Raw genomic sequence first — 15,714 nt, forward strand, 5'->3', positions numbered from 1 at the left:
TTCAGTTCTCTACTCTACAACGCGCTCAAGCAGGCAAGGCAGAGTACGTCCCATGCATATCTTCTCATCATATGAACGTCCCCATTTGACAATAATCCCCATCATCGAGTACACTCTTTTTATTCTGACTGTTCGGTATAAAAAAGAGTAAGGTGAAGTGAAACAATGCCCAAAGTAGGAATGGAACCAAAGCGTCGAGCAGAGGTCATCAACGCCACGCTCACCTGCATTAGCAAGCACGGGATTGATGGCATGACTTTGGAAAAGGTCGCGGAGTATGCCGGCTGCTCAAAAGGGGTGGTCACCTATTATTTCAAGAACAAGGATACGCTGACGATTGAAGCCTTTAAAGCATTTCTGGCGTATTTTGGTCTGAAAATTGAAGCAGAAATGGAAAGCACGATGACAGCCAAGGAAATGATTGACGTTACTCTGAAGCATATCCTCCCGACTTACCGTGATGACGAAGGGAAAAGCATGAATGTTTCTCAGTTGGATGGCATTGAAAAAATGTATATCCCATATGAAGACAAAGCCAAGCTTTTTTTGCAGTTTTTTTCAAAAGCCGCGCTGGATCGCAATTTGCAGGAAGTCGTATCCGAGAGCTATTCAAATGATCTTCATGGCATTGCCAAGATTTTTGATTACGGCAACAGAACGGGACATATGTCTGTAGAAGATCCCAAAAGCGCAGCGTATGGACTGCTGGCGATGGTAGTAGGTCTCAGCTTCTTTCGAGTGGCGGGCATTCCGACCGTAAATGGCGAAGACAACCGATACATTTGTGAGGAATACGTGAGAAGGCTTGCCAAGGAATAAGCAGTCAAAGCAAAACGAGGAGGAGATATATGAAAATAGCGAAAATCGAAGCAGGCGGGGCGGATGTTGCCATTGTGAGCAGCAGCGAGATCGTTATAGAGGATGTGCAGTCGGCATTGGATCTTATTGCAACTGTTCATTACGAGACAGGCTGCGATCGCATCATTCTAAACAAGTCTCTGGTAAGCGAAAGCTTTTTCGATTTGAAAACACGCCTGGCGGGCGAAATCCTGCAGAAGTTCATCAATTACCGCGTGAAGCTTGCCATCGTCGGAGATTTCTCTGTGTATTCAAGCAAGAGCTTAAAGGATTTCATCTATGAATCCAACAACGGAAAGGATATCTTTTTCCTGCCGACAGAAGAACAAGCGATTGAGAAGTTAAGCAGGCTGGAGTAGAAGACAGAGCGGGCGGAAGGGGGGTGTCAGTCAATCATGCGACATAGTCATGCTGAGTATCCGATGGTGAAAATTCCTCGGGGTCATATTCAATTAAGAGATGATCGCAAGAAAACGACATGGACGGTAAAAGTGAATTCGTTTTTGCTCGCAGCGGTTCCCGTGACGCATGAGCTATATTTCTCGATTATGCAAGAGACAGCCGGAGCTAATGACTCGCCTCAGACTCCCGTTGTAGAGGTCTCCTGGAATGATGCGGTATTATTTTGCAATTTGCTTTCTCAGCTATCGGGCCTGCAGGAATGTTACTCGATAAGTGATGATGGTGGGAGTGTCGTCTGCAACTGGGAGGCGGATGGTTATCGTCTTCCCACAGAAGCGGAATGGCAGTACGCATGCAAGGCAGGAGCTGCCGGGTATCGGTATGGAGAGCTTGATAAGATCGCATGGTATCGTGGAAATTCTGGCGGCATGGCTCGCGAGGTAGGAAGTAAGGCGCCAAATGCGTGGGGGCTCTATGATATGATCGGAAACGTGTGGGAATGGTGCTGGGATCTCTATGATGAGAATGTATACGGTTCCTACAGAATTTTCCGCGGTGGCAGTTGGGCAGAAGAGGCTAGAGGCTGCGGAGCGACATGCCGACGCCGCAGTCACCCTACGTTTCGCATTGATGACCTCGGTTTTCGTCTTGCCAGGTCCGTGTGAGGCGGCAAATGAAGTAACCCCTGCCTCTTACTAAGGGGGAGGGGTTGGTGGGCATGAAGCTGCATCAATAAATCTGGGATCGATTCCGTAAAACACCCAAGCAAATCCATTCCATCTATAACCGGAAAATTCGCCGTACTCTACTCGCGTTGGATAAAACCAAAACCTATCCCATTGATAAGCCACACAAAAGTGAACGCATATAAACAATCAACAATATAGGAAACAGCAGGTTTTGGAGGGATCGTTCCAGGCGGCGGTGAAGAAGGTCCTTGGACTGGATAAGCCATTTTTCTTACACTCCTTCCCAGTTCTCAGCAGCATTATATTCCGGGAATGAAAAATAGACTCATGACAGGGTGAATAAAAGGACCTACATAATGGGTTTGGTTATTGGTCAAGCATGTAACAAACGGTAATTATAGAAAGTACGATGGGAGCTTCCCGAAAAAGCGATAAAAAACCCTCGGAATAACCCGAGGGCCGTTGATGGAGGGAAGTTATCTACAAATGATAAGCCACTTGCTGGATACTGTGCCGCCTTTACCGTCGTGAGCTGTAACGGTAATCGTTATCGTACTTCCTACTGTTTGTTTTGGAAATCTCGCAGATAAATTGGTTGGATAAGCAGTAACAGAGACTGATGGATCATCCGATTCGGCTGTAAATGTAAGTTCATCTCCGTCGGGGTCCAAAAAAGCAGAGTAAGTTGGACCTAAAGTCCCCTCGGCATATTGATTTATATAAGTTACTTCCAGGACTCCATTATGATCTTGAACGACAGGAGGTCGATTGCTATTCTCGACTTATCCCCTTCTCTTTGTGAGGGTTTCGTTCGAGCATACACCGTGCGGGCGACTTTCATCGCACACGGCGTTCCATCAACGGATAAGACAGATACTTTACAACGGGCAATTTAATCGTACAACGCATATTGCTTGATTTACAGTTTTTGTTGTCGACAAAAAACGTCGGCTTGTAACAACTCACGATTAAATGGAGAGGTTCTGAATACTCATGAACTGGCCAAAGACCGCGAGTTCGTCATTGGCGCAGGGAAGGAGGCGTGCGATGACACGAATCCTTGCTCAGTAGACCCCCTTTGAAGGCGGTGTGCTTTGGAATACGGTGAAAAACAGACCGTAACCCTTTGCGAGGACGGTCATTCCATTTGATTAAACCGCTGTGACCGTGGCAACAACCAGCGCCAGCAGCGCTACTATAGGCGCAAATTGATGAAGAATCGGTCATTGCTGAATTGTTTCATAGCGAATCCTGGTATATAATAGGGAACTAATTGATGAATCACTAACCAGTAAAAAGTGAGGAGAAATCCGATGTCGAAATCAGAGACGACTTCAGTGAATCGCAGGACGGAGATCATATCTGCAGCCATCGAGGTATTTGCAGAGATTGGATACTACAGGGCAACGACAGCACAAGTCGCGAAACGAGCCGAAATATCGCAGCCGTACATTTTTCGCTTTTTCTCGACCAAAGAAGCGTTGCTGCTTGCAGCATTGGAGGTATCCTGGATGCGGGTGATCGATTCCTTCCGCAAGGTCGTGGGGTCTGCGTCGCCGGAGCATCTGGAGACAGACCTGATCCAGGCTTATGATGAAATTTTGAATGCGTACCGGAATGAAATACTGCTTCAGATGCAGGCGCAGACGATTCAAGAAGACTCGATCCGCGAAGCGATGCGAAATGGATTCGGGGAGGTTCGCCGCATCGTTTTGGAAGCCTTCCGTGCTGCCGGCATTCCAAATCCGGAAGAACGAACAATGCTGTTCCTGGCACGGGGGATGCTGTGCAACATCTCGACAGCGCTGAACATGCCCGAATTGAAGGAATTTTGAAGGGGGGGAAAGATTTTGCGAAAGTTGTGATTGACTGATCAATTACAACGTGATACATTGTCTTTAAGTTAGTGATTGATCAATTACAAATAACGAAATCGAATAGCTTGCTGATGATCAATTTAGCTAGTCCGATAGTTAGTGATTAATCGATAACAAAAACAAATGAGGTGATCCCATTGGAAAAAGCGATTGTTGTAGGAGCAACTGGCGGTACAGGCGCTGCGATAACGGAAGAGCTAGTGAAACGGGGCATTCGTACGGTGGCTTTCGGAAGATCTTTGCAGAAGCTGGAGCGGCTGAGGGACAGACTCGGCAATCCGGAGAATCTCACGCTTGCGGCAGGGGATGCTTTTCGTCCGTATGACATCGTCAGGGCTGCGGAAGGTGCGGATGTCCTGTTTCATTGTGCGAATGTGCCGTATCACGAGATGGAGAGCAAGCTGCTTCCTCTCGGCGAATCGGTGATGGAGGCAGCGGGCCAGCTAAGCTTGAAGGTAGTCGCCATCGATGGCATTTATCCCTATGGCAGAAGACAGATGGAGCGGGTGACCGAGGATCATCCGAAGCAGCCTCATACGAGAAAAGGGAAGACAAGGCTTGCGTATGAGCAAATGCTGTTCGACAGCCGGTGGAAGCGGGCCAGGGTAATGATCGTCCGTTTGCCGGATTATTATGGTCCCACCGCGAACGAGGCTTCCTATCTGGGCTCTACGCTCGAAGCAATTGCGGCTGGCAGGATGGCTTTTTTCATCGGAAACATGCGTGTTCCCCGGGAGTACGTTTACTTGCCGGACGCGGCATTCATGATCGCGGAGCTGGCCGCCAAGGAAGAAGCCTATGGGGAGAATTGGAATATACCGGGGGCAGGCCTGATTTCGGGAAAGGAGATCGTGCGAATCGCCAGGCAGGCAAGCGGAAGCTCCAAACCGGTTATACCTCTCGGCAGAGGAGGGCTGGCATTGCTTGGGATGTTCGTACCGGTGATGAAGGAGGTAATCGAGATGCTCTATTTAACAGAAGAGCCGCTAGTCTTGAGTGGAGAAAAATACGAGAGCTTGATCGGTCCGATTCGGGCGACAGCTTTTGAAGAGGGTATCGGGAGAACGGTTCGTTTGCTGCAGGGAAGAAATGGGTCTCTGCAATAGTTATTGATTAATCACTAATGATCAGGTAGAACGAACCGTTAAGGGAAGGCTCTGCACTGACCTGGTAGAGAGCGGTGTATCGATCCCGCTATATCCTGCCATTTCTATCTTAAACGCAGCCGGATGTATGCTGCGTTTATTTATTTATCAATCTTTTTGGAGCTAAAGAAAAGCGGGGGTTCTTCCCATGGGCAAAGGTGGCTTTGGAAGACTAGAAAAGATAAAACAAAGGCTTGCAAATCTGTGTACAACAAGTTATATTACCATATAGTTAGATAATCTAATTATAGAGGTGGAGTCATGGTCAGGAAAAACAGTCATGACCATTTAGCGGATCAGTCCTTGCCAAAGTTAGGCGTTACGCCATATTTGGAGCTGATGGACAAAACTGCTTCCAGCAGCACGGACCGGCATTCGGCACATCTGGGGCTGCTGTTGATGTGGCTCGGGGACAACGTTTTAGATGTGATGGACCTGGAATTGGCGCCCTTTAACATTACCGAGAGCAAATTCGATTTGCTGTTGCTGCTGACGCTTCACGATGGAAGGGAACTGATCACTCCCTCCGCAATCGCGGAGCGGCTTGGAATCCGTCGCGCCTCTGTGACAGCTTTATTGGATTGGCTGGAAAAGCGCAATTGGATTGCACGGGAGCAAAGCTCTTTGGATCGGCGTATGATTCATGTCAGCATTACACCCGAGGGACGGGAGTTGGTCGAAGGTGTTCTTCCCACCTTTTGGTCGGCATGCTCTTCGCTCGTCAGCGAGCTGGAGCCGGAGGAGCGCAGAGTATTGGAAAAGCTGCTGCTTAGGTTGAATGCTGCTATAGAAAGAAGGCTGGGAGTGGGAAGATAAATTTTTTTCTGCTAATGATTAGATTATCTAACTATATTCATGCATCAGTTTCAAAATCGAAAAAACGAAAAAGAGGTGCACCATGCGCAATTATTCCTTGATGACGGCCGTATTATGCTGGTCCGGGATGGTTGTTATGTCAAGTCTCTATGTGACGATTCCGCTTGTTTCCCTATTTGCAGAACAGTTTGGCGCTACCCTTACACAAGCCGCCGCAACAGGAAGCGTTTTTTCAATCGGTTTTGCGATTGGCTGCCTGATTTACGGTGCGCTGTCCGATAAATACGGACGAAAGCCAATCATCTTTGTCGGGCTTGTTGTATTGTCGCTGATTTCTTTGCTGCTCGGGACAGTGGATCGTTTTTCATGGGTGCTTGTCCTTCGAGGGCTGCAAGGGGCCGCTGCGGCCACATTTTCCCCGGTTGCTTTGGCCTACGCTGTAGAGATGTTTCCGGCAGACAAAAGGGTGACGACAATCGGGTTTATCAGCACAGGATTTCTGGTTGCCGGAATCGTCGGACAGGTGGCCAGCGGTTTGATCAGTCAGGCATACGGGTGGAACGCCGTATTTTATACCCTGGCAGCAGTTTACGCCGCTACCGCGATACTCGTTCAGTGGCTTCTGCCGAAGGGAGAAATTCAGCATCCTCATGCCAATATTTTGGAGCCGTTTCAGCATATCGGAAGACTGTTCAGGCAAAAAAATCTTGTATTGTGCTACCTTGTGGCTCTGGTATTGTTGATGTCTTTTGTGAGCATGTATACCGTGCTGGGAAATTACCTGAGCGGGCCTGATTTTGGGCTTGCCAGTCAGGAAATCCTGTACGTCCGGGCGATCGGTGTTTTCGGCATGCTGATTTCCCCGCTCGCTGGAAAACTGGCGAAAAGATTCGGAGTCCGCACCGTATTGCGCTTCGCTCTGTTGCTGGCTGTTGCGGGGATGGCTCCCTTGGGAATGACAGACAATTTGCCGCTATTGATCGGGATGTCGCTTATTTTTGTCAGCGGAATCTCGTTGGCTGTTCCTTCGCTGATTTCTCTCGTTGGTCTGCTGGCAGGCAAATCGCGCGGCATTGCGGTCTCCGTTTATACCTTTGTCCTGTTTGCGGGAACAAGCCTGGGGCCGATTTTATCCATTTCATTTATGAAAACGGGCAGCTTCGCGGAGACATTTATCCTGCTTGCACTCGTTCTCGGCATTGGATTGGCGGCTGCCAGCCTGGTCCGCGAAGACATTCCGAAAGAAATGGATGCCGGGAAGTAATCACGTTCATGGACACATCCGGGCTTCAACCAATACTCCATCAAAATAATCTCAAGCGCTTGGAATTCCGAGCGTTTTTTGTTCTTTCCCGGGGCTGCTGCGGCATGGCATGAAAAATCCCTTATGTCTTCATATAGTGAACACGAAAAGACATGGGATTTGTATGTGGTAGTTCCCTTACTTTTTCCGAGAACGGCCACTGCGACAGATTCGTCGGCGGTTTTTAAGAAAATAAACACCGCCGCCATGCAGCGCCGCAACGTAGAGCCGGAAGAGGCGCGTGCATGGGATGTTGGCCGGGTTAAGAATGGAGATCGTCAGGGATTTCCAGGCCGGCCTTTTCGGCCTCCGCGATATGGTGTCTTGCCAGCGATTCATCCGTAAAGTCATCTTCGTTGCGGTATATTCTAGCCAATTCAATATGGGCATGTAGATATTCTCTATCCAGAGCGGCATGAAAATAGGTGATGGCCGCAGCAACATCCTTGCTTGTGCCCAGTCCCTGACTGAAACAAATCCCCAGGTTATAGGCTCCCACGTCGCTGCCCTCTGCATAATCCTTCTGGTAATAACCGAAGGCCTTTTCATACTCCCCTTTCAGGTCGTGCAAGTAGCCAAGCCAGCCGTTTTGCGGCGAGCCCAATTGCTCCGCCTGCTGGTAATGCCAGAGCGCCTTGTCGATATCTTGCGGCACCAGATGTCCTTCATAATACAAGGAGCCCATGTTGGTGTGGGCAAGCGCAAGGCCGTTGTCCGCAGCTTTGCCGAGCCAATACAACGCTTTTTCCATATCGGGTGCTGTCCCTACTCCGTTTTGATAGCAAATGCCCAGACCGTTCATGGCATACGCATTGCCTGCCTCAGCGCCCTTTTCGTACCAGAAAAAGGCCTTGTCGTCATCGAGATAGCCCTCTACGCTGTAATACATGTGAGCAAGATTGTTCATGGAGGGGGCATAGCCCTTTTCAGCGGCTATGGTATCGTACTGGATGGCTTTCTCATAATCGCCCGCGTCACAGGCATCAAGGGCAAGGCTGTACAAATCCTCCGCCGATGTGTGTTCATCTGCTTCGCCATCATCGGCGATGGCCGCTTCTGCATAGGTTAGCAGGCGATTGCGCACGTTGGCATCAAAATAATAGTTGTAATCGATATCCTCGGCATCCTGCAGAACCAGAGTTTTATCAGCCATCGACACCCCGGACTCGTCTGCCACAAACACGTCAGGTCCCTTAAAAGCATAAGCGAAACCGTTAACAGGCGCTTTTCGTACCACAAGATCGAATTCGAATCCGCCGAGCCGGTTTTCAGGCGAATAGGCGATGCACCACAACCCGTTTCGCTTCAGGGCAAAAGCGTTTTCGTACAGCCAAAGAATGCTTTGGTAATCTTCCAATGGAAATAACCATGTCGGGCGATCGGGATCACCGTCAAACACGCCTTTTTGCCCGTCCTTTTGGGCCAGTACCAAATTGCTCGGCCGAGAATCGATATAGGCGTTCATATCAATCAGCGCATCAAATTCATAGGGGAGCAGAAGGCTTTCCTGCCGCAAACCGAGAGCGCCATACTTTTTCCCTTTTCGCAGTACAAGCATATTGGGAAAGCTGGCTTGCCTGTTTATCTTCTCGAAGCCGGATGCGCAAATGGTGCCGTCCTTTTTGTATAAGGTGCTGTGGTTGGCATTCTTGTGCGGTTTTACGAGGAGAAGCCCCTCGCCGATGGATTCCACTGCTGACAACGGAAATTCACCGATATAGACAAAATGATCATTGAATATTTTCTTGTTTTTACGGCCTTTTACTGCTGTATGGTAAAATCCGTGCCCGTTCTCGAAAGCTTCGTCATATTCAAAATCGATGACGGTGGAGCCGCTCTGGTCCACGACTCCCCAATTCCCGTCTTTTTTTGCCGTGAAATGTCCGCTGTAGTCCAGGGATTCCAATGCTTCATATTGTGCGGGGACGACTGTGTTGCCGTTGGGGTCGATCAGGCCGAATTGACCATTTCGTTTGACAATAGCCGATGTGGTGCCGTATTCAAAATCGTATGCGTCCTCCCAGACCAAGGGGATGGCGATCCTGCCTGATTTATGCACGTAGCCGAATTTGCCGCCCTGCGAGACCACGGCAAGATCCTCGGGACCAAAACCGTAAAACTCGTCAAATTGCGGATGAAGCAATACCTTTCCATCCTTGTCTTTCAGGCCCCACAAGCCATTTTCCTCATATATCTCCACTTCCGGCACTTCTTCAAAAGGCTGCCAGATGTGGCCCCAGCCGTATTGGTAATGTTCGTAATTGAGCAGCTCGGCAAACGACGCAAAGCCGGGGCTCACGTCCATCAAGTCGGAATCGTTCAGCAGCGAGATGTCGTCGTTTTCCATTGCCTTTTTGATGATCTCATTGTTATGGGCAATATTGGCCAGCCAGACTTCGGCCTGTTCGGCATGCGGGGTGTCGTCCATATTGAATACGTCCCAGGCATCCAGGTGGAAATACGGGAGTTTCAGTTTGTCGAGGTAAGTGAAGAGATTGTTTTTGGCTTCAACAAAGGCTTCTTTGTTTGTGATCAGCATTTCCTGTTTTTCGAGAAAATCGTAAAAGCGCTTCAAGTTTTCGATACCCGGTTGGGCAGCATAATACAGGCCGGCATTATCGGGCTCTGTGTGATTGTTGTAATTGTTGCCGGCAACAAATCCGCCGTCGACCAGGAGCGGCTGCAATAAAAGAGGCATTTCATAGCCCCATTCCAGCATCATCCTGTCGGTGTCCTGCGCTTCGGAAGGGGTGCTGACATTGTATACATATACCCTGTGTGACATCCTTTGGTTTCTCCTTGTTTTTTCAAAATTCACGATAAACGCTAGATTATGCTAAATTTCCCTTTAGTATAGCACCAATAGATTATTAGCTCATATTTCAAAAGACCCATTCGCTCACAATACGATTGAGTCAATGCGAATACTTATATGAATATACAGAAAAATCAGATAAGGTGTTAACCGGATTACACTCAAGCGGCTGCACCTCTGATAGAATGATTCCATTAGGCTGGCAAGCTGGTGCTACCGAGCGAATGCTTCAAAAGCGCTGGACAAAAGATCGGGAGGCGACTGCCATGGGTATGCGGATTGAACAGATTGATCCAAAAAAGACGGCTATTCTCGTCGTAGATATGCAAAATGATTTTATCGCACAAGGTGCGCCGCTTGAGACGCCGATGGGGCGCCGCATCCTGCCCACCTTGCATCGCCTTCTTGCGTTTGCCCGGGAAACAGGAATGTCGGTGATCTATACGGCGCATGGTCATCGCGAGGATGGGTCAGACCTTGGCATGTTTGGCGAAATCTATCCGCCGATCGCTGAAGGGGCCTGTCTCATAGATGGCAGACCGGGTGCGGAAATTTATCCGGAGGTGGCGCCGCAGCCCCGTGAGCCGGTGATTAAAAAGCACCGCTACAGCGCGTTTTTCGGTACGGATCTGGACATCATTTTGAGGAGCAAGGGGATCGAGACGGTAGCCATAACCGGGGTAACGACGGAAAACTGCTGCCATTCCGCCGCCCGCGATGCGATGTACCTGGGGTATCGCGTCGCCTTTCTCTCCGATGCGACCGGAACGTATGACTATCCCGATACTGGGTTTGGCCAGGTCCCGGCAGAGGAAGTGCACCGCGTCACGCTCGCTCTGCTCAATGTGTCGACCGCTCATGTCATGACGGCGGAGGACTTTATGCATCGTGTGCAGCGAGGGTGAGGTCCGTCTTGCAAATTCATCTACCCATACAGAAACGGCAGAGATGCCGTTTTTTCTGTTATGCGGACAAAGAAAAATGTATCTGTATGGAAGGGGAAGCGTTGAAAGGATCGAATTGGAACTTATGTGTGATTGAGAGGCGATATAGACCGTTGGCAATTTGTGCTAAAGTTTGAGAGAGTGGCTCGAAAAAGTTCCATTGCTCGTTACCGCTGCGGAAACTGTATAGGTGAGCAGATGGATGGTTTGAGTCGAATATGATTTTTCTCAAGGAGGAGAGGGCTTTGCTTCCCGATGATATAAAGGAAAAGATCATAAAAAAGTACAACATTCCGGATCCAGAGCCTCCGAGAAATGTTCCCAAAGAGGATCGTCCCAAAAATGACAGCGAGTATCCCGGCATTACGGAATTTGTGATCGATCCTTATGTGGGTGCAGGCGTTTTGCGACTTGGGATGACACCGGCAGAAGTTCAAAAAGCATTGAATTTTAATCCGCGAAAATACCGACGGCTGCACGAGAAAGAAGATGATTATCGCATCTGCTTTGTCTACTACAAGGAGCCTGAGATTTGCAATGCGATCGAATTTTTTCCGCCGGCGTCTGTTCTGTTTCATGGAAAGAATCTCCTGGATTGCTCATTGAAAGAGGCAATGGAGTTCGTCAGGCAATATGATAGCGACTTGGAAATAGAGGCGGGGTTCATCTCACATAAGTACGGGTTCGGGGTTTATGCTGAATTTGGCATATATGAGCCAGAGAATCCGGTGGAGACCGTAATTGTTTTTGAAAAAGGCTATTACGATTGAAAAGGGGGAGGGTAAAAGAAAGAATGAAGGAGTTTTCAAGAACAAGAAAAATCCCATGTTCCTTCGCAGGTTAAACGCGAATCGACATGGGATTTCTTATGTGACAGCAAGCGTCCCAAAGTCTACTCAACCAACGCTTTGATCTTCGGAAACACCTTTAGAGCCGTCTTGTAAAACACATCCTCGTGATATTCGGCCGGAATCAGCTCCTGGACGAACTGAATGTACGGCTTCACCGGAGCAAGGGGCCAGTCGGTTCCAAACAAAAACTTGTCATAGTGGTCACAGTACGTGATCGCATGGCGCAAATGGGCGAAAAAGAGCGGGGAGTCCTTCAGCCGGGCGCAATTGGCGGCATCTCCTACCATCAAGCCGGAGAGATCAGCGAACATGTTGCGGTTTTTGTAAACGACTTCCGCCCCATCCAGCACCCACGGATCGCCGAAATGGGCCATCATAAAGGTAACCTCCCGATGCTTCACCGCCACCTCGTCCAACGTAAGCGGATGGGAGTACTTCAACAGCCCTCGCTCCGAATACGTATCGCCGGTGTGGAAGACGACAGGCACCTGATGCTTGGCCGCCAGCTCGTAGACCGGGTCATAGACGCTATCGTAGGCGTAGAAGGGATAGTAGCCCAGATAGATTTTGAGTCCGACCGCGTTTGGCTTTTGCAGGTCTGCTTCCAGCCTGGCCACGGCAGCTTGATCCAGCTTGAAAGGATTGATTCCTAGGCAGTACACGAGCTGCGGCGGGAGTTCTTCTGTCAAATCAAGACCCATTGGAGTGGCAGCCTCCGCATCGGGGAAGCCGTCCTGTTTTGTCTCCGTAAGCCCCATGCCGATCCCCAGTACCACTCCATTTTCCGCGTATTCCTGCAGGATGCCGGCGACAGAGTAATCAACCCCCGACTTTTCTGCCGCAGTCCGCTTGAACTCCTCGATATGGGACAAATGCATATGGGCATCAATGATTTTCATCGCGTGTCCTCCCTTGCTCGGAAAACCGGATTACCCGCAATGCAGACAGGGAATCGGACGGGATCTTCTTGTCTGCAAACACGAAAAAGACGGGCGGGGTAAAGGCAGTGCTGCCGCTCGGCAGGTTGAGTTCGCGCACGACCGAGGCGACGGCCACTTCCTTGTTGGCGTAGAGGCTCACATCTGCCGTATCCAGGTCGGTGACAATGTGCATCTGGTCGTTGCGCGAAGCGGAGCCGACGATATAATCGGAGATTTCGGCAACGGACAGTTCACCCTGCCCCAGCTTGTAGCACAGTTCCTCGCCATTTGCTCCTGCGGTTTTCAGCCAAATCTCTTCGTCTGTATCCTCTGTCCGCAAAAAGATCTCTGTCGACCATTCCTTGCCGGCAAAATACGTTCCGGTATTCTGCACGATCTCTACGGTATGGCAGAGGACAGGGACACCCGGCAGAAGCAGGTAATACTGATGACATGTCAGACCGCGATACTTTTCCTGCTTCTGCACATCGTAGCTCAGCTTGATGCCCTGCCAGACATTCTGCCTGTTATCAACCAGATGGACAAAGGAGGCCGTCCGCTCCTCCTTGATCAGGGAAAACGAGTTCAGCTCCGCGATGATATTGCCAATCCCGCCGGTCCACGGATTCCACCATGATTTGGGCCCGCGCTCCGGGAAGGAGGTAGCCAGCCATTCCTGGCCGTGGCTGGAAAGCGAGAAGAGTGACGGCGAGAACTCGGGAGCTGCCTTGATCCGCAGCGGGCCATTGTCGGCGATATAGACTTGCTGCCCTTTTTCTTCTGCCGTCTCCAGTAAAACCTTTCCTGGCCCAACCGGAAACACAACACTGCGCAAATGAGTCTCATGTGTCGCAAACCGCCCGTCTATGCGGACGAGCTCACAGGATTTTTCTGGTGCGGCAAAGGAGTAGCCGGATTCCGTCTTTTCCTCATCCTCCGCAAAGCGCTGCGCTTGTCCGCTATCTGGCATGCTCTCCAGCGAAGCAGTCAGTTCTCCATCGAGATACTGCTGCTTGTACTCTTTTACCTGTACTTCAAATTTATCGCTATCAATAAAAGGATTGTGCTCGCTCACAACCAGCTCCAGATGATCGGTCAGGGACAAGTCCGCCGGCAATGCTTCTTTTCGTGCAAACGCACGGAATTCCTTCCAATCCGTAAAGCTCCCGCAGGTGATGTAGAAGGGGCCAAATGTCCTTTTGCCATGCGGCTCCAGTATGCCGAGACTGGTTTCCAGAGACATATGCCAGCCTTGAAGATCGATACGGTATTCTTCGGGCCAGCACATGCCCCAGGGGATATCGTTTCTTGAAAACAGCCAGTTCTCACTGATCAGCTCGCCGTCCCAATAGTCCATGTCGCTCCCGTACGATGCCGGTGTCTGGACATAGCGGCCTTGATACGGAAGGATCGGGCGGAAAATAGGATGGGCAAAGCCTTGGCTGAGCCACAGCTCCGTACCCAGCCTGTCTGCGGAGAGATTGGTCAGTTCCAATTCGTGAACAACCGTGCCGTCTCCGAAGAGGAGCGTCTTTCCGATCAACGCAATTTGAGGGAATGAGCCGGAGCGGTAAGCAGCGCAAAAGCCGATCGCTCCTTTTTCCACGATACATTCGACCTTCTCGGGACGTTTTTTGGAAAACTCGCTGGAATACGGCTTGCCGATCTTCGGATAGGTGAGATAGGTTGGCTCTCCGCCAGTGCCGCTGACAACGGTGATCTCGTTGTCTTCCTTGTTGAAGTAGAGCGCGTGGAGGCCGTGGTGCACCTGCCACGTCTGTTCCGTTTCCCCTGACAGCATGGCGCCCGGTCCTGTAAAGGCGGCACCGATTTTTTTGGAAAAAGAGACAGAGCCGCCATCCGCGAGCTTCGCCTCTACCTGCACATCGGCCTCGTAAAAGCCGTGCTCATAGGGGTCGGCGTCAAGCGGGAGAGAGACGCGTTCTTTGCCTTGCAGCCGGAGTGTATGGCGCTGCTGATTGATGCGGAGAAAGGAACAGGAGGGCAGTTCGAAGGAAAACTCTGCCTCTTCTTCAAAGCTGTTCTCCACATCCAAATAAAACTGTGCTGTCCGCCCCGGATAGGTGAGCCCGGGCACTTGCAGGGAAAGGGAAGCGGGAAACTTGGGGAGAATTCCCACCTGAAACAGTGCGGCCTTGCCGTTGATCAGGATGTGCGTACAGACACGGGGATGCGTACGCCAGACGCTTTGTTCTTCGGTGATCCCGCCGACAAAAAAGCTTGCCGACAGTGTCGTTTCCCCGGTAACTGCAAGCTCCTGCTGATAATCAAAGCGGATGTTTTCGTTGGGTGCTCCCTTCAAGGAAATCTGCAGCGGCTTGCCCGATTTGTTGACGATCCGGTAGTGAATCCGGTACTCCCGGCCAAAGACCAGCTTCGCTCCTTCAACCTCCGCAGACAGGAGATAGTCTTCTGTTTCGATGAGGCGCATGCCGCGGCCGAGCCGTTCAAACTCCACGCGCAGGCTCTTTTCGCCTTTTGCCCAGGAGTAGGTGAAATAGTCAAAGCCGTTTTCCTTTCTCCCGTCGGGTTCAACGACAATCTCCCGGGTGGAGTCCTGATACCAGTCGAGCTCCTCAAAATAGGGGGCGATTGCCTCTGTCCTTAGCACAGTGGGGATCATGTTCATGAGATGAGTGGTATCGTCCCGGTCTTCCCAGAAAAAGCCGAATTTTTTATACAGGGGTACAGCCTTCGTGTTCCCTGCCCACGTGTAGAGATCAAGTCGGGGCCAGCCGAGCTGGATCGTTTGCTCCAGCACGCGTGCAAGCAGCATGCGTCCCACTTTTTTTCCTTGGTAGTCAGGACGCACATTGAGCAGCGGGATATAGAGGGCACCCGTATCTTCCCGGTACTCGGCCAGGCTGCAGTAGCCAACGACCTTATCGCCATCCATCGCCAGGTAAACGGCGAGAGAATCAGAGCTTGCTTCTTCTTGCAGGATTTGTTCCGCCGTTGTAATCGAGTTTCCGCCCCCCCAGCTATCCCGGCTGGCGTTCCACATGTCAGCGACGGCTGCGGCCAGTTCGGGGCGGTAGGGAACGATAGAAATAGATTCCATGATTGACTGCAC

The 15,714-nt window shown here is 50.4% G+C and carries 12 protein-coding genes and 1 pseudogene; 9 read left to right on the plus strand and 4 right to left on the minus strand.

Annotation, left to right across the window (positions count from 1 at the left end):
• Positions 1–165 precede the first annotated feature (165 nt).
• The 3 genes from EDM54_RS08940 to EDM54_RS08950 are packed head-to-tail and all read left to right on the plus strand — an operon-like array spanning position 166 to position 1,925.
• Positions 166–819, plus strand: a complete 654-nt coding sequence (locus tag EDM54_RS08940) for a TetR/AcrR family transcriptional regulator (protein WP_003387924.1) — start codon at positions 166–168, stop codon at positions 817–819.
• A 29-nt stretch (positions 820–848) separates the two neighbouring features.
• Entirely contained in the window at positions 849–1,217 is a 369-nt protein-coding gene (locus EDM54_RS08945; protein WP_122958090.1) for a DUF4180 domain-containing protein, read from the plus strand.
• A 36-nt stretch (positions 1,218–1,253) separates the two neighbouring features.
• On the plus strand, positions 1,254–1,925 hold the full coding sequence (locus tag EDM54_RS08950) for a formylglycine-generating enzyme family protein (RefSeq protein WP_024984454.1): 672 nt from the start codon (positions 1,254–1,256) through the stop codon (positions 1,923–1,925).
• A 500-nt stretch (positions 1,926–2,425) separates the two neighbouring features.
• Here EDM54_RS08950 and EDM54_RS27350 read toward each other — a convergent pair.
• Positions 2,426–2,707: pseudogene (locus tag EDM54_RS27350) on the minus strand (hypothetical protein); the annotation flags it as partial.
• A 555-nt stretch (positions 2,708–3,262) separates the two neighbouring features.
• Between EDM54_RS27350 and EDM54_RS08960 the strand changes: the two are divergent.
• The 4 genes from EDM54_RS08960 to EDM54_RS08975 all read left to right on the plus strand — a co-directional run bounded on the left by EDM54_RS08960 (position 3,263) and on the right by EDM54_RS08975 (position 7,051).
• Positions 3,263–3,784 (plus strand): TetR/AcrR family transcriptional regulator, encoded by a 522-nt coding sequence (locus EDM54_RS08960; RefSeq protein WP_003387921.1) that lies wholly within the window; start codon positions 3,263–3,265, stop codon positions 3,782–3,784.
• Positions 3,785–3,963: 179 nt separating this feature from the next.
• Positions 3,964–4,932, plus strand: coding sequence for an NAD-dependent epimerase/dehydratase family protein (locus tag EDM54_RS08965; RefSeq protein WP_003387920.1), 969 nt, complete (start codon positions 3,964–3,966; stop codon positions 4,930–4,932).
• A 300-nt stretch (positions 4,933–5,232) separates the two neighbouring features.
• The gene (locus EDM54_RS08970; RefSeq protein WP_024984453.1) at positions 5,233–5,787 is read left to right on the plus strand and encodes a MarR family winged helix-turn-helix transcriptional regulator; all 555 of its coding nucleotides are present in this window, start codon (positions 5,233–5,235) and stop codon (positions 5,785–5,787) included.
• Positions 5,788–5,869: 82 nt separating this feature from the next.
• Positions 5,870–7,051 carry an MFS transporter gene (locus tag EDM54_RS08975; protein WP_122958091.1) on the plus strand — a complete coding sequence of 394 codons (1,182 nt, stop codon included), beginning with the start codon at positions 5,870–5,872 and terminating at the stop codon, positions 7,049–7,051.
• 301 nt (positions 7,052–7,352) lie between these two features.
• Here EDM54_RS08975 and EDM54_RS08980 read toward each other — a convergent pair whose 3' ends face one another.
• Entirely contained in the window at positions 7,353–9,875 is a 2,523-nt protein-coding gene (locus tag EDM54_RS08980; RefSeq protein ID WP_122958092.1) for an SEL1-like repeat protein, read from the minus strand.
• 296 nt (positions 9,876–10,171) lie between these two features.
• On the opposite strand from EDM54_RS08980, the gene EDM54_RS08985 reads away from it, so the two are divergent.
• Both EDM54_RS08985 and EDM54_RS08990 read left to right on the plus strand, forming a co-directional pair.
• Complete coding sequence (locus EDM54_RS08985) at positions 10,172–10,810, plus strand: cysteine hydrolase family protein (protein WP_122958093.1); 639 nt, start codon at positions 10,172–10,174, stop codon at positions 10,808–10,810.
• A gap of 284 nt (positions 10,811–11,094) precedes the next feature.
• Positions 11,095–11,619: a hypothetical protein gene (locus EDM54_RS08990; RefSeq protein ID WP_051925441.1), complete on the plus strand. Its 525-nt coding sequence runs from the start codon at positions 11,095–11,097 to the stop codon at positions 11,617–11,619.
• Positions 11,620–11,741: 122 nt separating this feature from the next.
• Here EDM54_RS08990 and EDM54_RS08995 read toward each other — a convergent pair whose 3' ends face one another.
• Together EDM54_RS08995 and EDM54_RS09000 are read right to left on the minus strand one after the other, a co-directional pair.
• Positions 11,742–12,599 carry an amidohydrolase family protein gene (locus tag EDM54_RS08995; RefSeq protein WP_003387913.1) on the minus strand — a complete coding sequence of 286 codons (858 nt, stop codon included), beginning with the start codon at positions 12,597–12,599 and terminating at the stop codon, positions 11,742–11,744.
• Positions 12,586–15,702, minus strand: coding sequence for a GNAT family N-acetyltransferase (locus EDM54_RS09000; RefSeq protein WP_122958094.1), 3,117 nt, complete (start codon positions 15,700–15,702; stop codon positions 12,586–12,588). The genes EDM54_RS08995 and EDM54_RS09000 overlap by 14 nt, the downstream gene beginning before the upstream one ends.
• Positions 15,703–15,714: the final 12 nt, after the last annotated feature.

The organism is Brevibacillus borstelensis (genome assembly GCF_003710865.1).
GTDB classification, from domain to species: domain Bacteria; phylum Bacillota; class Bacilli; order Brevibacillales; family Brevibacillaceae; genus Brevibacillus; species Brevibacillus borstelensis.